This window comes from Streptomyces sp. NPDC058773 (assembly GCF_042746015.1).
Classification (GTDB): Bacteria; Actinomycetota; Actinomycetes; order Streptomycetales; family Streptomycetaceae; genus Streptomyces.
The window spans coordinates 94423-113086 of the sequence record NZ_JBHYPE010000017.1; the positions used below are offsets into that span (position 1 = coordinate 94423).

The 18664-nt window shown below is 68.8% G+C and carries 15 protein-coding genes; 5 read left to right on the plus strand and 10 right to left on the minus strand.

The genetic code is table 11. From position 1 onward, the window contains the following. Positions 1–193 precede the first annotated feature (193 nt). The gene (locus ACFW5B_RS17470) at positions 194–2011 is read left to right on the plus strand and encodes an SGNH/GDSL hydrolase family protein (protein ID WP_386439796.1); all 1818 of its coding nucleotides are present in this window, start codon (positions 194–196) and stop codon (positions 2009–2011) included. A 138-nt stretch (positions 2012–2149) separates the two neighbouring features. On the opposite strand, the gene ACFW5B_RS17475 is transcribed toward ACFW5B_RS17470, so the two are convergent. The 5 genes from ACFW5B_RS17475 to ACFW5B_RS17495 all read right to left on the minus strand — a co-directional run bounded on the left by ACFW5B_RS17475 (position 2150) and on the right by ACFW5B_RS17495 (position 8399). Further along, a complete protein-coding gene (locus tag ACFW5B_RS17475) occupies positions 2150–2935 on the minus strand; it encodes an exodeoxyribonuclease III (RefSeq protein WP_386439798.1) in 786 nt (261 codons plus the stop codon). 39 nt (positions 2936–2974) lie between these two features. Next, positions 2975–3616: an MBL fold metallo-hydrolase gene (locus ACFW5B_RS17480; protein ID WP_386439800.1), complete on the minus strand. Its 642-nt coding sequence runs from the start codon at positions 3614–3616 to the stop codon at positions 2975–2977. A 21-nt stretch (positions 3617–3637) separates the two neighbouring features. Next, positions 3638–4921, minus strand: a complete 1284-nt coding sequence (gene pcaC / locus ACFW5B_RS17485) for a 4-carboxymuconolactone decarboxylase (protein WP_386439802.1) — start codon at positions 4919–4921, stop codon at positions 3638–3640. Positions 4922–5588: 667 nt separating this feature from the next. Further along, a complete protein-coding gene (locus ACFW5B_RS17490) occupies positions 5589–6824 on the minus strand; it encodes a hypothetical protein (RefSeq protein WP_386439804.1) in 1236 nt (411 codons plus the stop codon). Between the two features lie 555 nt (positions 6825–7379). Further along, the gene (locus ACFW5B_RS17495; protein ID WP_386439806.1) at positions 7380–8399 is read right to left on the minus strand and encodes an NAD(P)/FAD-dependent oxidoreductase; all 1020 of its coding nucleotides are present in this window, start codon (positions 8397–8399) and stop codon (positions 7380–7382) included. Between the two features lie 11 nt (positions 8400–8410). On the opposite strand from ACFW5B_RS17495, the gene ACFW5B_RS17500 reads away from it, so the two are divergent. The 3 genes from ACFW5B_RS17500 to ACFW5B_RS17510 all read left to right on the plus strand — a co-directional run bounded on the left by ACFW5B_RS17500 (position 8411) and on the right by ACFW5B_RS17510 (position 11409). Beyond that, the gene (locus ACFW5B_RS17500) at positions 8411–8782 is read left to right on the plus strand and encodes an amidohydrolase family protein (protein WP_386439808.1); all 372 of its coding nucleotides are present in this window, start codon (positions 8411–8413) and stop codon (positions 8780–8782) included. A 149-nt stretch (positions 8783–8931) separates the two neighbouring features. Further along, positions 8932–10017: a CaiB/BaiF CoA transferase family protein gene (locus ACFW5B_RS17505; protein WP_386439810.1), complete on the plus strand. Its 1086-nt coding sequence runs from the start codon at positions 8932–8934 to the stop codon at positions 10015–10017. Between the two features lie 627 nt (positions 10018–10644). Further along, positions 10645–11409 carry a GNAT family N-acetyltransferase gene (locus ACFW5B_RS17510; protein ID WP_386439886.1) on the plus strand — a complete coding sequence of 255 codons (765 nt, stop codon included), beginning with the start codon at positions 10645–10647 and terminating at the stop codon, positions 11407–11409. Positions 11410–11457: 48 nt separating this feature from the next. On the opposite strand, the gene ACFW5B_RS17515 is transcribed toward ACFW5B_RS17510, so the two are convergent. After that, the gene (locus ACFW5B_RS17515) at positions 11458–11625 is read right to left on the minus strand and encodes a hypothetical protein (protein WP_386439812.1); all 168 of its coding nucleotides are present in this window, start codon (positions 11623–11625) and stop codon (positions 11458–11460) included. A 677-nt stretch (positions 11626–12302) separates the two neighbouring features. Further along, positions 12303–12911, minus strand: coding sequence for a hypothetical protein (locus tag ACFW5B_RS17520; protein WP_386439814.1), 609 nt, complete (start codon positions 12909–12911; stop codon positions 12303–12305). A gap of 1186 nt (positions 12912–14097) precedes the next feature. Here ACFW5B_RS17520 and ACFW5B_RS17525 point away from each other — a divergent pair. Further along, positions 14098–14940 carry a MerR family transcriptional regulator gene (locus ACFW5B_RS17525; RefSeq protein ID WP_386439817.1) on the plus strand — a complete coding sequence of 281 codons (843 nt, stop codon included), beginning with the start codon at positions 14098–14100 and terminating at the stop codon, positions 14938–14940. A gap of 861 nt (positions 14941–15801) precedes the next feature. Here ACFW5B_RS17525 and ACFW5B_RS17530 read toward each other — a convergent pair. The 3 genes from ACFW5B_RS17530 to ACFW5B_RS17540 form a co-directional block, all read right to left on the minus strand. Then, on the minus strand, positions 15802–17058 hold the full coding sequence (locus ACFW5B_RS17530; RefSeq protein ID WP_386439819.1) for a protein-glutamine gamma-glutamyltransferase: 1257 nt from the start codon (positions 17056–17058) through the stop codon (positions 15802–15804). Between the two features lie 244 nt (positions 17059–17302). Beyond that, positions 17303–17560, minus strand: a complete 258-nt coding sequence (locus ACFW5B_RS17535; protein ID WP_386439821.1) for a hypothetical protein — start codon at positions 17558–17560, stop codon at positions 17303–17305. Positions 17561–18415: 855 nt separating this feature from the next. After that, the gene (locus ACFW5B_RS17540) at positions 18416–18559 is read right to left on the minus strand and encodes a hypothetical protein (protein ID WP_386439822.1); all 144 of its coding nucleotides are present in this window, start codon (positions 18557–18559) and stop codon (positions 18416–18418) included. Between the last annotated feature and the right edge of the window lie 105 nt (positions 18560–18664).

Sequence of the window (18664 nt, forward strand, 5' to 3'; positions counted from 1 at the left end):
CTGCGGCCCCGGCCACAGGCGCGCGGCGCCCTCGTGCCCCGTTCGTCACCTTGACGCTCCCCCGTCGTCTCCCTAACTTCATGGCGCTCGGATCGGATCTGCAGGATCCCCCACAAGCCCCCGCTCCTCGCGGCCCGGCCCGGATCGCAGCGCACCACCTGCCCGTTGACGCCACCCGGAGGGATACGGACCGATGCGTGTACGACGATGGGGCACCGCCCTGACCCTGCTGCTCACCGCGGCCGCACTGCCGGCCACCGGCCCCGGCACGGCCACCGCCGCACCGGCCGGCGCGGCCCGGCCGCTGCCCCGCTCGCTGCCCCTGGCGCAGCACTTCGACAGCCGGGCGGTGAGCGACAACTCCGCCCCCGGCGCGGCCGACTTCGACGGTACGGGCCATTCGCTGTCCGCCCAGGACCTGGCGGCGGCCGGCTGGTCGCCGGGGAGCGCGCTGACGCTCGACGGCACCCGGCTCGGGCTGCCGCGTACGGCCCCCGGGGCCCCGGACAACGTGGTGGCGAACGGCCAGGCGGTGGCGGTCCGCGGCCGGGGCGAGGCGCTGACCTTCCTGGTCGCCGGGACGGGCGGCACCGCCTCCGGCACCGGGACCGTGCGCTACCGGGACGGTTCGCGCAGCAGCTATGAACTCACCGCACCCGACTGGCGGTCGGGGCCGCTGAGCACCAAGGCGGTGGCGCTGCCGCACCTCAACGGCCCGGACGGACCGACGGCCGGCCCGGCCCGGCTGTACGCGGTGACCGTACCGCTGCGGTCCGGACGGGAGGTGGCCTCGGTGGTGCTGCCCAGGAGGGGCGGGGCGGCGGGTGCGCTGCACGTGTTCGCGGTGTCGGTACGTGACACCGGGCGCCGGACCGGGAGTTGGGCGGCGAGCACCGCGGGCTACCGGGCGGTCGGGCCCTGGACGGACCGGACGCTGCGGCTGGTCGTGCACAGCGGCGCGGGCGGGCCGCGGGCCCGTATCCGGCTGGCCAACACCTTCGCGTCCGCACCGGTGGACATCGGGGCGGCCAGCATCGCGGTACGCGGCGCGGGAGCGGCTGCGGACCGCGCGCCGACACCGCTGACCTTCGGGCGGGGGAAGGCCGGGACGCGTATACCCGCCGGGGCCGAGGCGTTCAGCGACCCGGTGGACTTCACCGTGCCGGCCGGCGCCGATCTGCTGGTGAGCATCCATCTGCCGGGGACGGTGACCGCGGCGCCGGTGCACCAGGAGGCGGCCCAGGTGTCGTATCTGAGCGCGGCGGGCAGCGGGGACCGCACCGCGGACGCCGGGGGTACCGCCTTCCCGGAGACGCTGACCGTCTGGCCGTTCCTGACCGGGGTCGAGGTGGAGGGCGGCCCCGGCTCGATCGTGGCGCTGGGCGATTCGATCACCGACGGGGTGAAGTCGACCAGCGGGACCAACCGGCGCTGGCCGGACGTCCTGGCCCGCCGCTTCCAGGCGCAGCACGCGCTGCCCCGCTACGGCGTGCTCAACCACGGCATCTCGGCGAACCGCATCGTCACCGACCGCTACCCGGGCGACGGGGTCAGCACCGACACCGGCGGGGTCAGCGCCCAGCACCGGCTGGAGCGGGATGTGCTGGCGCAGCCGTCGGCGCGGACGGTGGTGGTGTTCGAGGGCATCAACGACGTGCGCTGGGGGACCTCGTCCGACGAGGTCATCGCCGGGCTGCGGGCCCTGGCGCGGCGGGCGCACGAGCGGGGGCTGCGGGTCGTGGCGGCGACCATCGCGCCCTGTGAGGGCTACCCCGACTGCACCCCGGCCGTGGAGGCCCGCCGCCAGGCCGTGAACGCCTTCATCCGGGACGGCCACGGCGGCGTCTTCGAGGCGACCCTGGACTTCGACGCCGTGGTCCGCGATCCGCAGCGGCCCCAGCGGATGCTGCCCGCCTACGACAGCGGCGACCATCTCCACCCCGGCGACGCGGGCCTGCAGGCGCTCGGGGAATCCGTGGACCTTCGGGCGCTGGTGCCGGGGCGGAGCTGACGTGCCGGTGCCCGCAGGACGGACGACGGGCCCCGGGACGCCTTCAGTTCTAGTGGTCGTTGCAACACCCCAGTTCAAGGGGTGCGATGGACTTCGAGATCCGCAAGGACAGGAAGCAGCGGGGGCCCGCCCTCGGGCTCAGCCCTGGACGTCGAGGTCCACCACGACCGGGGCGTGGTCCGAGGCGCCCTTGCCCTTGCGCTCCTCGCGGTCCACATAGGCGTCCGAGACGGCCTTGGTGAACGGCGCGTTGGCGTAGACGAGGTCGATGCGCATTCCGCGGTTCTTGGGGAACGCGAGCTGGCGGTAGTCCCAGTAGGTGTACGGCCGGTCGTACTTGAGGGGGCGCGGGACGACGTCCGACAGCCCCGCCTCGCGCAGGGCCGTCAGGGCGGCGCGCTCGGCGGGGGTGACATGGGTGGAGTCCACGAACACCGCCGGGTCCCAGACGTCCTCATCCGTCGGTGCGACGTTGTAGTCACCGAGGACCGCGAACGGGCGGGGGCCCGCCGCGTCCTCGGCGACCGCGGTCTTCAGCGCCTCGAACCAGCCGAGCTTGTAGGCGTAATGCGCATGGCCGACCTCGCGGCCGTTGGGGACGTACACCGACCACACCCGGGCCGGACCGCAGGTCGCCGAGACGGCCCGCGGCTCCTGCACCCCGTCGTAGTCCGGGCCGCCGGGAAGGCCCATGACGACGTCCTCCAGGCCCACCCTGGACAGCAGGGCGACACCGTTCCACCGCCCGTTGGCGTTGACCGCCGCCTCATAGCCGAGCTCGCGCAGCTCGTCGTGCGGGAACTGCTCGGCGGTGCACTTGGTCTCCTGGAGGCACAGCACGTCCGTGCCGGAGCTCTCCAGCCAGGCCAGCAGCCTCGGGAGGCGGGCGGTGATCGAATTGACGTTCCAGGTCGCGATGCGCATGTCTGTAAACCTACAGCGAGGGTCTGACAGTCCGGCGCGTCAGCCGAGTGCGGTGCCGGTACCGGGCGCGAGCCGGCCGTGATCGGTGCCGCCCAGCTTGTCGATCATGGAGTCGTAGATCGGGCGGGCGTGGTCCTGGAGCAGACTGTCGTGGATGTCGATGGCCCGCCGGGGCGCGACCTCTCGGACGTAGTCGATGACCTCGGCAACCTTGTTCCAGGGGGCGTGCACGGGCAGCAGGAGGGTGTCGACGGAACGGCCCTCCGGGACGGTGAGGGCGTCGCCCGGGTGGAAGACCGCGCCGCCGTCGATGAGGTAGCCGACATTGGTGATCCGCGGAATGTCGGGGTGGATGACGGCGTGCAGCTGGCCGTGCACCTCCACCTCGAATCCGGCCGCGGTGAAGGTGTCACCCTCCCCGACCGTGTGCACCCGGCCGGGGAACGCCGCCGACAGCTGCTCGGCGACGCTGGCCAGCGTCCAGATCTCGGCCGCCGGGTTGGCCTCCATGCCCGCCCGCAGCCGCTCCTCGTTGAAGTGGTCCATGTGCTCATGGGTGACCAGGATCGCGTCGGCGCCGACGGCCGCGTCCTCCTCGGTGAAGACACCGGGGTCGATGACGAGCGCCCGCCCGTCCTTCTCCAGCCGGACACAGGCGTGGATCTTCTTGGTGAGTTCCATGGGGCCATCTTGCCCCGCCTCTCACGCCTCCGGCGTGGTCTCCTCGCGGATCACCCGCTGGGCGACGGCGAACGCGGAGTTGGCGGCCGGGACACCGCAGTAGACGGCGGTGTGCAGCAGCACTTCCTTGATCTCCATGGGCGTGAGGCCGTTGCGCAGCGCCGCGCGGGTGTGCAGGGCCAGTTCGTCGTGGTGGCCGCGGGCGACCAGCGCGGTGAGCGTGACGATGCTGCGGGTGCGGCGGTCCAGGCCCGGCCGGGTCCAGGTCTCGCCCCAGGCGTAGCGGGTGATGAAGTCGTGGAAGTCGCCGTTGAAGTCATCGGCGTTGGCCTCGACCCGGTCGACATGGGCGTCGCCGAGCACCTCACGGCGGACCTTGATGCCCGCTTCGTAGGTGGCCCCGCCGGCCTGCGCCGGCTGGGCGTGACCGGACTCTATGGCGGCGGGCGGCGCCTGCGGGGGCGGCGGGGGCGTGAGCTGCGGCTTGGGGGCGGCGGCACCGATGGCGGCCTGGCCGCCGGGGCCCGGCTTGTCGTGCCAGGCGGTGCTGAAGTGCCGTATGAGGAGTTCGGTGACGGCCGCGGGCTGCTCGACGGGCACCAGGTGAGAGGTACCGGGGACCAGCGCCAGGCTCGCGTCGGGGATGCCGGCGACCAGGGTGCGGGCGTCGGTGGTCGGGGTGACCTGGTCCTCGGAACCGACGACGACGAGCGTGGGGACGCCCACCCGGCCGAGCGAGGACCGTACGTCATAGGAGGCCAGCGCCTCACAGGCGGCGATGTAGCAGCCCGGGTCGGTGGTCCGCACCATCTGCACGGCCCATTCGACGATCGCGGGCTGCGCACCGGCGAAGCCCTGGGTGAACCAGTGCTCGGGCGCGGTGCGGGCGATCGGGTCGAGCCCGTTGGTACGGATGACCACACCACGCTGGCGCCAGGCGTCCGCGGTGCCGTAGCGCGGCGAGGTGGACACCAGGGCCAGCGAGGTGACCTGGTGGGGCCGCGTGAGCGCGAGCTGCGTCCCGATGGCACCGCCGATGTTGCAGCCGGCGTAGCCGAAGCGGTCCACCCCCAGGGCGTCGAGGGTGGCGATCAGCCGGTCGGCCAACTCGGCGACCGAAGGCGCGGCGTGGGCGGGCGAACCGCCGTGGCCGGGCAGGTCGAAACGGATGACCCGCCAGTGGCGGGTCAGCTCGGGGATCTGCCGGTCCCACATGTGCCATGTGGTACCCAGAGCGGCGCCCAGGACGAGTACGGGGGCATCGTCGGGGCCGTCGATCCGGTGCTGCAGGGTCTTCTCACTCACCGGGCCAAGCTACCGGCTCTCCGACGCGGTCCTGACGCCCGGGTCAGGAGGAGCCGTCAAACCGTGGCCGCCGATCCCGCCTGAAGCGGGATATGCGCAGGTCAGAGCCACATCGTGGAGATGACGTGGACGACCGGGTGCCCCGGCTGCTCGTAGCTCACCGTTGATCCGCCGGTACGGATGCGGTGCCACGCTCGTGACCAGGGCCTGGTGTCCTCCAGCCCGGAGAAGCGGCGTTGCAGGCGCGCGCCGACATCGCACTCACAAGCTCTGCGCTCTCAGATCTCACGACAGCCCCAACGGAAGTGACCTCGGTCACACTCAATCCGCAATGGCCCGTGCTGCACCCGGTGGGTGCCCGAACCAACCGCACCTGACCTGGGGGCGGGTCAGGCGCCGTTCGTTCAGCCTGTCGGATCAGGGCACGGTGCCGGGACTGAACCACATACGTCACGGCCCGTCGGACGTACCGCTCACGGCGGCCCGTCGCCGCGCGTTCGTTGCTGGTGGCGGAGTTCGGGGAGGCCGGGGAGGCGGTCGGGCCCACCTCCGCCTGCGGAGCCGAGCGCGCGCCCGAGTGCTTCCGGGCGCGGCATGCCCTGCCCTCGATGTATTGCGGTGACCCTGGTGCGTCACGCGGATCAGGGCGTCCGCCGCAAACGTCGTTTCAGTGGGAATCCTGCAGGGCGCGGAACGAGTCGAACCAGACGGTGGTCCGCCCGACCTTTCCGTTTTCCTTCCGGACGGTGCGGTTCGCGTACAGAGGGTTGAGAATCCACGGCTTCTTGTGAGCGCCCCAGCCCGTCTGCATGGACTTGATCTGCGTCACCCCGTAGGTCGCCACCGCAAGCTTCCCGGTCTCCCGGAACATCCGCATCTGCTGCGTCAGATAGTCCTTGTGGGGCGCGAACCACGGACTCATCGCGAGGAAGTCGTCCCACCTCTTCTGGGGGAAGGGCTTCTCGATGGCGTTGCCGATCACCTGCCACACGCGGGTGTTCGGGGGCACCTTGTACTTCTCTGCGTAGGCCGCCGGGATCTTGTCGCCCATGTGCTGTTCCCAGAGCTGTACCAGAGAGAACTCCGTGGCGAGAAATTTCTTGTTCTTGTCCAGGCGGGACACGACGTACTGGACGTACTTGCCGGCCGCCTCCAAGGAGTCAACGTGCGGATGGATGTCGAGGCCTTCCAGCTCCGGCTTCCTGTTGACGAAGGTGACCCACCGCTCGGTGGCCGGCGTACGCCCCTCCTTCGTGTCGAGGCGATTAAGAGCACCCATGTACAGGCGGGTCCTGCAGCCGTGCGGGAACTTCTTCCTGCGGTAGTCGATGACGTGCTCGGCGACGTGCTCGTAGAACACATTGAGGCGTGCGTCGCGCTCGTCTTTCCCGGTCTCAAGGAAGGGCTCGTTGCCGATGGTGAGGATGTCCATCTTCCCCATGACAGCGTCCAGCACCCCGTCCACGCGCTTCAGCTGCGTTGCCATCTCCTTGCTGCCCACCTTGGGAAGCGACTGCCCGAGGGTCAGGAAGGGGAACTTCAGGGAGAGGATCGTCCGGAAGTCCTTCCCGCTCGCGTCGAGCAGCCTGGCGATGGATTGCTGCTGGGCCGGGGGGTGCGCGTCGAGGTCGTCCGTCATCGGGACGAAGCCGCGCACCCACTTCGCCGACAGGGCGCTCACCTCGGCGAACTCCATGTCGGAGGGATCTTCGTTGAAGTTCACCCCGAGCGCGCCGTCCGGCGCCTCGCCGACGGGCGCGCTGCCGCTCCGCGCATTCGTCTGCGTATGCGTCTGCGAACTCCCCTCGCCGCTCGCCGCCTTACTGCCCTGGGGATTGCAAGCCGCTGTGAGGAGGGCCGCGCCGGACACTCCCAGCAGCCAACGACGCGAGGTCGGCCTCACGAGGGACGGCGTACCGCGCGTGTCAGGTTGCGCGGACGACTCGTACCGCATTGCTGTTCTCCGATTCTGGTGACGTCATCGCCGGCCGTCTTCCCCTACCGGCGCCGCCTGTGGCGCTGCGGCCGGGCGGGCGTCGCTGAACTGCCCTTGCCGACAGGCAGCCTTGTCCTGCACGCGACGCCCCGGTGCCGGTCCTTGCATGATCAACGTAGTTCATCAGAGACGGACAGCGCACGGACCGGCTCCCAGCGAACACTCAGCAGAGGCGGAACTCCAGCCCCCCCGGGGGCAGAAGGGCTGCCGGTTGCCGCGGAAGGCGAGGTCGGCGAGGGCCAGCGCGCCCCGGCGCAATTCCTGGACCAGGCCCGCGGCCGCAAGATCGAGGCTGGGGCCGGGTCAGCGGTAGGTGCACGAGGTGGTGGAGCCGGTTCGGGGGCAGGCCGGGTAAGAGCGGGCCCTGGGTCGGGCAGGAATGCCGCCCGAGGTAGTGCGACCAGTGTGGTGCGATCCCCGCACACGCGGGGATCTCTTGACGAACTACCGGTAGTTGGCCCGTCAGTTCACCGCCGCGACTACGTTTTCCTGCTGGAGAAGCTGCTCCAGCTTCAGCTTCTGGGCTTCGAACATGGGCAGGAGTGCGGTCCGCTGCTCAGGGGAGATCTCCGGGAGCCGTCGGCCCATGAGCCGGCAGGTGCTGAGCCATTCGACGAGTGCGGGGTCATCGGACCATCGCACGATCCGCTCCTGGATATCGCCGAAGTACTGTATCCAGTCCAGGGCGGAGTCGGGGTGCTGCGAGGGTGCGCACAACGCGTTCTTGGTGTCGTCGTCGGCGTAACTCGCCTCGACGTGGGCGGTGAGTGCGGCGCCGACCACTTGCTGGCAGGGAATCACCGCCTGCAACGTGATGCGCGTCTGGTCGAACACCGGCACCGTCGGCCGTCGCTCCAGGCCGTCGGCGGTGCAGTCGATGTAGAGGGTTCCGGTCTGCGCCGGAATGGTGGCCTGGTCGCATTCGATCGCGTTCTCGTCGATGCGTTTGACCCTGCCGTGGCGGACGATGTCGCCGATGCGCCGCAGCTGCTCCAGTTCGGCGCGGGCAACCGTCGCGCAGCGGTAGGCGGTGGGCTCGATATCAGGTGACAGGCGCAGCAGCAGGCCGCTGTCCTCCAGCCGCGTGAACAGCTCTTGGACCGTATGAGCGCTGGTCACAGCCTCACGACGGGCCGCTTCCCTTTCGAAGTGGGAATCCCCGGGCTGGGTGTGGGCGCGGTCGATCAGCCAGGAATCGCGGGGCATGATCCAGGTGATGTCGGACGGATCGGTGCCGTGGCTGAGCAGCCACAGGCAGGCATCGATGCCCGTCTTTCCCGCGCCGACGACGGTGTAGTGGGACGGCTGGTCCTCCAGGGCGGGCAGCTGGTTGGGGGTTATCAGGCGTACGCCGGGAGCGACCTCGTACTTGGGCGGCACCATGGCCGGCACCGTGACGTTCATGTACGTGGCGTCCACGGTCCGCCGCTTGACGGTCACCTCGAAGCCGGCCCCGCTGACGAGGGAGTGGAAGCGGTGCACGTCGGGCCGCAGTGGATCCGGCCCGTCGTAGAACGACTCCCCACCAGGAACTGCCCTCCTTCACCCCCGCCGACCTGCTCTCCTTCGCCACCATCGAGGGTGCTCGCGCCTCCGGCCTGGATCACCGGACCGGCAGCATCACTCCTGGCAAGGACGCCGACCTCATCGTCATCCGCCTCGATGACGCGAGCCTCATGCCGGCCAACGACATCGCCGGCAGCATCGTCGGCGCCGGCCATCCGGGCAACGTCGAGACGGTCATGGTCGCGGGCCGGGTCGTGAAGCACGACGGCCGCTTGGTCCATGGGGACCTCGACCACGTCCGCGAGCAGGCCGCTGCATCCCGGGACCGGCTGCTGGCCACCCCGGTCACGGCGGAGTAGGGCCGTCGGCCCCCATCGACTGCCCCTCACACCGCACAGAGGAGATCCCCCGTGAACCACATCCCCGACACTCGCCCCCATCGCCAGGGGCCGCTGGCCGGACTCGTCGTCGCCGACTTCTCCCGCATCCTCGCGGGGCCCTACGCACCATGCTGCTCGGCGACCTCGGGGCCGACATCATCAAGGTCGAGAGCCCGGGCGGCGACGACACCCGCACCTGGCTGCCACCCGAGCGTGACGGTGTGTCGACCTACTACCTGGCCATCAACCGCAACAAGCGCTCCGTGAAGCTGGACCTCAAGAACCCCACGGGCCTGTCCGCCGCTCAAGACCTGGCCAGCCGGGCGGACGTCGTCATCGAGAACTTCAAGCCCGGCGGCCTCACCCGCTTCGGCCTTGACTACGGCACGGTCTCCAAACGCAACGAGGCCGTCATCTACGCTTCCATCAGTGGCTTCGGCAGCGGCCAAGGCGCCTCGCTACCCGGCTACGACCTTCTCGTGCAGGCGATGTCCGGCCTGATGAGCCTCACCGGCGACCCGGCCGGCACGCCGTACCGGGCCGGCATATCCGTCTTCGATGTCATGACCGGCATGCACGCAGCCATCGGCATCCTCGCAGCCCTTCACCACCGCGACACCACGGGCGAGGGACAGCACATCGAGGTCAACCTGCTCTCCTCCGCGCTGTCAGGTCTGGTCAACCACACCTCCGCCTACGTCGCCGGCGCAACGGTTCCGCTGCGCATGGGCAACGCCCACCCCAGCCTCTTTCCCTACGAGCCGCTCCCCACCGCCGACAAGGACCTCATCGTCATCGCCGGCAACGACGGACAGTTCCGCAAATTGGCCACCGTCCTCGGCCTCGAAGAATTGCTGGACGACGAGCGCTTCTCCCACAACGAGGACCGCACCCGCAACCGCGAGGAGCTGCGCCCCTACCTGGTGGAGAAGCTCAAGCAGCGGGGCGCCGACGAGTGGTTCGAGATTCTCACCGGCGCCGGCCTGCCCTGCGGCCCCATCAACACCGTCAAAGAAGGCGTCGAGCTTGCCGAAAGGCTCGGCCTGGCACCCGTGGTCCATGTCGGGGAAGGCGACAACACAGTGCCCTCCATCCGCAACCCGATCACCTTCTCCTCAACCCCCAGCAGCTATCTGCTCCCTCCGCCCGCACCAGGCCAGCACACGGACGAGATCCGCGCGTGGCTCATGGGCACAAACCCCGGTCAGCACTGAGTACGCGCGGCCAGTGCCTCCGGCTCCGAGGCACCGACCGGCATCCCGCCCGGCCCAGCCTGCCGATCCCTCGCCGGCCGGCAGCTCAACAAGGACTGCGCCCGGCGCTCTCACCAGAACCCCCATCGACACCAGCGACGGCGATTCCTCACCTCTCACATGCCTCTCACCAACAGCGTCGACACGGTTGAACCACGAGGATCTGATCTGCACTAACGCTCTCCACGTGGCCCACCTGGACCCCGCAGGACGCGATCTACAACCTGTGCCATGTGGTACCCAACGGCGCCCCGTACGAGTACGGGGGCGTCGTCGGGGCCGTCGATCCGGTGCTGCAGGGTCTTCTCACTCGCCACCGACACCACGCTGCCGGACCCGGCCGATACCTTCCTGGCGCTGCTGATGCCCTGGGCCGCCACCTCGACGAACTCGCCGCCCAGTTCGCCCCGCGCCCCGGCTCCCTCCCGCGCACCCCCGCACCACCGCCGCCCCTGTCCAAGGCCGGAGAAGCGCCAGCGCGACACTGTCGGCGGACGATCCAAAACCACGTGCGGCCTTCGCCTGGTCATGCTGGGGTTATTCACCATGAATGCCCAGCTCCTCGATGACGCCGGCTGGATGGACAGGATGGCACCGAACCTGGCGGAACATGCCTGTCACCTGCATCGGAGCATGACCGGTGCGGCCGTCACAGAGACTGGTGACCTCCTGGTCGCCGACAGCGGCCTGGACGACGACACTTTCAATATCGTTGCCGCAGCCCGCTTCACCGCCGCCACCGCACCGGCACGCATCACACAGACCGCTCAGACGCTGGCTCGCACCGGCCGCCGCTTCTCCTGGTGGGTGGGGCCTGCCTCGACACCGTTGGACCTCACCGCCCGCCTGACGGCCGCCGGCCTGCCGGCGTCCGAACGCGAGACGGCCATGTGGGCCGAGCTGGACGACACTCTGCCGCTGCCCGCCGCCCAAGGACTGGACATACAAACGGTGGCCACGCCCGAACAGCTCGCCGACTATGCCGCGGTTCTCGCTGCGAACTGGAACCCGCCTGCTGACACCGTGTGCCGCTTCTTCGCCCAGGCAACCCCACAGGCCCTGGCCGCGCACTGCCCGGCCCGTTACCTGGTCGGCTACGTGGAGGGCCGTCCAGTCTGTTCGGCCGAAGTGTTTCATCACGCGGGGGTTGCCGGGATCTACAACATCTGCACCCTGGCTGCCCACCGCCGACGTGGCTACGGAGGTGCCATCACGCTCGCCGCACTCCGCGCGGCCCGCGACCGAGACCATCGCATCGCGGTCTTGCAGGCGTCAGCCGACGGCGAGCCCGTATATCGCCGCCTGGGTTTCCGTTCCTGTGGCCAGTTCACCGAACACACCATCAGCCCCTGACCTCCCGAACTCCACAAGCCATCTGCCCGCTCTTCACAACGGTGCTGGTCACAGCCGCTCATTGAGGGCCGCTACGCGGACAGTGGCCTCGTAGCGGACCGCGAGTTTGTCGTAGCTCGTGGCCACGGAGCGGTGCCTCTTGAGGCGATTGATGCCGCACTCGACTGCGTGCCGAGCCTTGTAGTCCTCGGCGTCGAACCATGGGCGGACGACCACCACGCGAGCCGAGCTTCTTGCGGTTACGGGCCTGGTCGGCGTTGTCCGTGATGGTGCAGCGGATGCCTCGGCGCCGCAGGTAGGCGCGGTCTCTGCGGGGCGCGTACGCCTTGTCGCCGCGGACCCGGTCAGGCCGGGTCCGCGGCCGACCGGCACCCCGGAGGGCGACGCGGACCTTCTTCAGGACGGGCTCGAAGTGCGGGGAGTCGCCGCGCTGTCCAGCGGTGATCCCTATGGGACAGGGGCCTTTGCCCCTGCTCGACGGCCAGGTGCAGCTTGGTCGCCAGGCCGCCGCGCGAGCGACCGAGGCCGTGGTCGTCCGGCTCGACGGTGAAGCCGCCGTTCGGCGCCCTGCGACGGAACGGCGCGAAGAACATCGCCTCCGGCCGTCGCCGCAATAGCGCGTGACGCCCGCCGACCCCTCACACTCCTCGGCCTCGCCTGAGCAGGAAGCGGACCTCACTCGACTACGCCGAAGCCCTGAAGGCTGTCGCAGAGATAACTTCAGGCTTTGATCTTGGTCAGGCGGGCTGCCTCGAGAGGTCATCGAGTGGAACGGCGCTTCGGCGTCCGTGAGTTATTTTCCAACGGCTCCCTGGGCCCGCTCAGGGGTCGACCGGGGCCGGCGCATGCGTTCTCGGCGTTTTCTCAGGCCGAGAACGAGAGGTAACGCCGCCTCAGATGGTCGGGGTGTCGTCAACCACCGGCCTGTGAAGCTCAACGACCGGCTTCCACCCCGCGGAGAACTCGATGAAGTCCGCACGGGTGGGGTAGGTGTCGACCGCGCGACGGTCACGCTTGGGGCTGTCGCTCCCCTTGCGTCCCCGGGGAATCTGCTCCTCGAAGATGTCGACCTTCACGTCGGGAACCTCCTTGAGGCCCTGGCGCCAGATCTGCACGACGTCGGCGCCGAAGGCTTGCCGAGCCGCAGCGTAAAGGGCCGTGAGGGCCCCCTTGTCCCCGCTTGGGACGAAAAGTGCCAGGTCCAGCACGACACCGGCGGACTGGAGGACCTCGATGGTCGCCGAGCCGTTCTCGTCGGCCAAGTAGATTCCGGCTTCATTCTCGTCGTCGGGAAGGCAGGAGACCTCTTCCTGGAATACGGTCCTCGCCGTGATCGAGCCGCCCTCAAAATGCTCACCGGACTTGGTCAGAAAAGCAGGGACATAACAGCCGGGAAGCTTGAGTTCTGCCGTGTCGGCGGAAATGAAGATCCTGTCTTTCACGCCGAGCTTCGCCACCTCTTCCAGCGAGAGGCGGCGAGCGGCAATCTTCTCCGTGTTCACGTTTTCCCTTTCAGGTTGCATTGTCCCTCCGAACAAGGACGCTACCACGAAACCCTGAGGTCAACTGCCCAGCAATCTTTGGGTAAATGGCCTCCGGTGACCCGCACGGGAGGATACCGAAGCGAGTGGCACTCGGCCGGGAACACGCATCCGCCAGGCAGTGTCCCTCGCCGCGCTGTTGGGGATCAACTGGCGGCTGCATTTCGGTGCGTTGGGCAGTGCGGAGGAACCAAAAGAGAGCTTACGGCAGATATCACCCATATCACCTTCGGGGAGGTGGCGGCGCCGTAAGGCGATCCATTCGTCGCGCATCTCGAAGAGCGCAGCGGAAACCAACCGGATGGTCCGGCAACGCAACAACGGAGCCCCCCACCGGCACCATCTGGACGAAGCGCGAACCGGAAGTCGCGTACTGCCGCGCCCTCTTCGTTCAGGACTCGGCGTAGTCGACTGACGCCCGCTTGCTGACGTCTCGTCATGTCGAGCGGGGTTCGGTACACAGCAGGCACGGACGTCCGCGATCACGGGGCGCGCCGGTGGGGAAGCCGGTCCGTCCGTCCCCGTGCTCTCGCGCCGCGGGCAGGTCCGGCCGCGGGTGGGCGGACTGCCAGGCGTCCGCGGGGCCGGGGCGAAACTGGGGGTAGTTGGGAGGGCCGGCTGACGATGCCACCGCCGTCACCACCGCCCAGCGCCGCGATACCTGTAGACGGCGGTCCGGCAGGGCCACCTCGCGGGCGACGGCGACCGGTCCTCGCCCTATTCGCTCACCCCCCAACGCCCAGCCCCGTCGGGCTGCTTCGGCCAGGACGCGACCCCACTCCTCCAACAGGGCGGTGAACGCCTCGAAGTCGGGCAACCAGCGCGCCGCAGGAACGGCGGCATCCTCGTCAAAGGCCCCGCGCAACCCGTCGAGCCGGGGCCGTACCCTCTCCCATGTCGCGGCCAGTTCCCGCACACCGTCCGGCGACCGTGCTGGGGCTCCTTGAAAATAACCAACCCCTGCTCGGGGTGCCATCAGATCTGCTCGCCGGATCTCCCCACCCATTCCGGGCCTGGCCTGGTACGGGACGCCAATAGCGAGGGACCGCCCGATAGCCCGTCAGGATCTGGGTGGTGTGTAGTTGCATATGCCGCAACGGCATGTGGTGTCGTCGAGGGCACCACAGCACGAAAGGCCCTGTCTGCGATGTACCCCTCCGTCACGTCTCCCCGCGAGGTCAAGATCGGTGATGCTGCCGCCTTCGCCGGGACCACCCCGCGCGCCATTCGCCACTACCACCAGATCGGTCTGCTGCCGGAGCCCGAGCGAGGCGGAGACGGACGCCGCCGCTACGGCTACGACGACATGATCCGCCTGCTGTGGATCCGCAAGATGTCCGAGGCCGGCATCCGCCTGGACGACATGCGGGCCGCCTTCGACGAAGCCCGGGACATTGAGGGCGTCCTGGGCCGGCTGGAGGAGACCCTGGCCGCCCAGGAGACCGACATCAAGCGTCAGCGCGCGGCAGTCCAGCGCCTGCGGGCCGTGGGCAGCCCACTGGGCTTGCTCTCCCCCTTGGTCACGGACCGGCTCAGCCACCTGCCTTCGGGCGCACTGCGCCCCTCCGACCTGGACGCCCTGCTGGTCACGGAACGGATCTTCGGGCCGCTGGGAGCCGCAATTCAGGCCAGCGTGTTCATCACCCTGGCCACCCACCCCGACCTACGGGCCGAAGCAGACCGCCTCGACGCGGCCGACGCCGCCCTCGATGACACCGTCGACCCCCACGACCCGCAGGTCGAAGAACTCGCCGCGCAGCACTGCGCCCACCACAAGGCCCTGCTCCAGGCCATTGAGGCGGCCGGACTGGACGCGGCCGAGGAGAAACTCTTCGAGATCTATGACGCCGAGGCGAGCGGCGAGGAGGACGCCCAGATGAGCGCCTTCGAAGCGGTCACCAAGATGCCCTACGGCTTCTCCGCGGCCCGGACGCGGTGCATGGAACTCACGGCACAGCTCCTTGACGGAAACCTCTCCGCAGGCAGCTGATCGCTGGTGTGGCCGTGCGTGAGGGTCCTGGATTGGCCACCGACACGAAGCCGACGTCTCGACGTCTCGACACGGCCCGCACACTCCACGAGCGGGAGACCCAAGCCGACGCCCCGGGCCACGCCCCCTTTGAAACTCCCCACTTCGTTGAGCACCAGAGCGGGTGATGCGACGAGCATCCCTGGCCGTTTTCAAGAATCCCCGTCAACCGCCCGATCAGGAGGCCGTAGGAGCATCCAAGGTCATCACAGAAGAAGCCCGGATCCGTGTACTCCGCCTCGCCGTCCGGACCATCCCAGATCAGTCCCAAACGTCCCGGTGCGTGTCCACGCCAAGGACCACCTCGCCAACAACGGGCGGACGGTCTGCGGAACTTGGGACACCAGTCAGGGGCGTGCCCCCTGCTCTTCGGGCCCGCCGGCCCTCGCCACCGGGCCGGCAAGGCGGTCAGCGGTGAGACAGTGCCCAGTTCGCGGCATGCATACGCTTGGGACGCGCCTCAGCAGCCCGGTGGCAGTACACCCCGCAGTGGTGATCGGCGAAGGTATGACCGGACACCCGGGTCCGATTTCTCACGAGTCAGAGCCCAGCGTGCGGGCACGTCAACCGGTATACCCAGGCGGCATGGCCTGCGATCACTCGGAGCGCAGTGCAGTTTCAAGGCGTGGTCATCTGATACGGCGGCGCATCTCCGCGAACGCGGAGCAGTCCTCTTCCTCTTCCTCGCCGATGGGCAGGACCTCGGCGCATCTCCGCGGAGGCGGAGCAGACTTGAACTTTGCGCGGAGTCGACGCCATCCGCAACGGACGTGGCGGGCCGGCGGAGAGGGCCGGGTGGCCCGGCCCTCCTGCCCGGCTCTGTTACGGCCAGCCCTGCTTCACCTCGGCGGGGGCGGTGTTCCAGCTCTTGGGTATGAACGTGATGACGTAGGCTCCGCGGTCGAAGTCCGCATACCCTGCAGACCAGTTCCGGAACTTGCTCTCGTATACGTTCATGGGGCCCATGCCGCCATTGGGCGCGTGATAGTGGTTGGCGTGGGTCCATATGGTTTTGTCGGCATCCGATTCCGCCTGAGCCCCGAACCAGCCGTAGTCGAAATTGACCCAACTTTCGCCAGGTTTGGCGGGACTACGCGGTATGTTCCTGTCCCTCGACATGTCTACCAGGCCTGTGCCCTGGTTGGGGCGGAAGGCGTCCGGGTCGCCGTACTTTCTCTTGTCGGAGGAGGCCCGCTGGTCCTGCCCGCTCCAGAAGTGCTTCGAGTAGACCACCGCCTTCATCTTGGATGGGTCGTAGTTACCTCCATCCCTTTCCCTGAAGGACGGCGTATTCCGCAGCGCCGAGTAAAAGCTTGAACGGCTGTCCTCGTAGAGCAGAGCGTCGTTTTTGTTCGCGAGCTCTGTCTTGAGGTGGTCGATGTAAGTCCCCTCGTCGTGCGCGTTGTCCAGGGCCTTGTTCATGACGGACGCCACCTCGCGCGCCCGCTTGAAACCCTTCCCCTCGTCGAAACTGTCCTTGGCGATGCGCCCCTCAAACTCAGCCTGCGTCTCGTTGGGTCGCGGGCTGCTGTTTTCCAGGTCGTTCTTGTACTTGTTCTCGTCGAAGAACGCGAACGCCAGCTTGTTCGTCGGGTAAGGCCCCGTATTGACCCAGGTGACGCCGACGCAGCCATAGGACAGCTGTTCTCGCTGCTCTTCGGTCATTTGCTGTTGGTTGCCGCCGCGTTGACTGTAGACCTGCTGCCACTTGCGTATGTAGTTGTTGACGACCGTAGTGGCCCTGCCTCCGTAGGCCCGGTACGCGTCAGGCATCCGGTTGAGCGGCTCGGCGGGAGGGGTCACTCTGTCGTCGACAGCGTCGGGGGCCCGGAAGAGCGCACTGACCCTCGGCGGCAATTCCGCCAGGGAACTTCCAGGTTGCCCCGCAGCCAGAGCCCTTTTGTTCAGTGCGTTGATGTTCTTGACGTCCTCCGCCGTCAGGTCGTGCGTTTCGGCGTAGGACCCCTCCCATTCCCCGTCGCCACCGCTGGCGGCATGGCTGACCGACGGCATGACTCCGGCGGTGCATATCACCGCGCCCACAGTGGCGAAAGCGAGTAAACTCCGGCGTTTGTACATGAAAATCAGTAACTCCCTTGTTGTGGATTCCAGTGAGACGGGGCATGCGAGCGAACGACGCAATGAGGGGTCTGCGGTACGCAGCCGCGCTGCCCTGGGTCGCTGCGCCGGCGACAGGATGGAACGCCGCCACGAGGCGGAAGGAGATGCGGCAAGGACGGGAGATGGCGGTGGCGGTGCGGTCGTCGCCAGCCATGACCTGGTGGCCGGCGGGCCGCCCGGGTCGGGCGGCACCGGTGCCTCGCTACATCAGCGTCGCCGCCGAGGGGACGACGCGGGGCCGGCCCGAAGGGCCGGGGTCGCCGTAGCGGACCTCGACGCGCGGGTGGGAGCGCATGAAGTCGGTGTCGACCAGGCGGACCTGACTGGGATGGCCGGCAGCGGCGGTCGCCGGGGCGGCGGGGGTCGGGGCGCCCGCCTGGGCTCCCTGCGCGAGGGGCAGGGCGGGGGCCGCGGTGACAGCGGCGGTAGGGAGAGAACGGAAAGCGGTGGGACGTATCACGTATCGGCTCCTGGATGAGTGATCAGGTTGATACGAACAGTGATCATGTCCCCGCACCGGCTCCCCGGCAACATCGCGGTTTGAAAGTCGGCCAATCTGTCGCGCAGGGCCGTATCCGGCCATGCAGGAGCCGGCCCGTGGAGAGCCGATGCGGCGGCGTTTCCCTGCTCGTGGCGTGTGGTTCGCAGCGAGGCCGGTACCGATGTTGTCGAGAATCCCACGGTGCGGTTGAAGCCGTCGTCGCCGCCCGGGACGAAGAGCCCCATCAGCGGGGCGAACCGGCTGTGGGAGCTCCGTCAACTCGCTCCGGGGCCACCGTCGAAGGGTCATCGCCGACCTGAAGTACTGGAAGATCTCCGACCCTCGCTACGGCGAACCCCTCGCTCGTTTGGGGTCATTCGTCGCGCAGTGCTTCGAGCCGGCCCGGAGCAGGGAGATCGGCGGGGTGCGGACCTTCCGGCCTTCGTCTGATGCACTGCGCTGCCGGCCTGCGAGCCGTGCAACAGACGAGCCTCACCTGGCCCGTGCGCATGCTGCGCTGTCTGCCGCGTGACATCCCCCGCCCTCTGCTGCACTTCGGCACCGCACCCACATCGCCACCGCTGCATCGTGGAGGCGATGCAGACCAGCCGATATCCCGGCTGCTCGTGGCTCACCGTGATCCGCCGGTACGGATGCGGTGTCACGCTCGTAACCGGCCTGGTGTCCTCCAGCCCGGAGAGGCGGCGTTGCCGGGTGCGCCCCGACGTCTCACTTGCGCGCTCCGCGGGCTCAGATCTCACGGACGCCCCTATAACGGGGGAACGCTAGGTACCGTCCTGACCAGGTTGAAGATTCCTCGGGCGGCATATCGCTTCAGGCATCGAATGACTCACGTCGCTTCTTGCCCTCCTGGGTGCGGGGATCGAAGCGCAGCCGGCTGAACACGATGCGGTGCAGGGCGGCGTTCGCCTGCCGGTCGCCGCCGGGACACGTCCTGTGGCTCGGTGAGCCCTTCATCGGCCGTCCCGCGAACGACCTCGAACCCCCCGTTCGGTTAAACGGCTGTCCCCAAGTTAGAGAGCGGGCTGCCAGGGAGACACCCCCTAGTACTCCAGCTGTAGA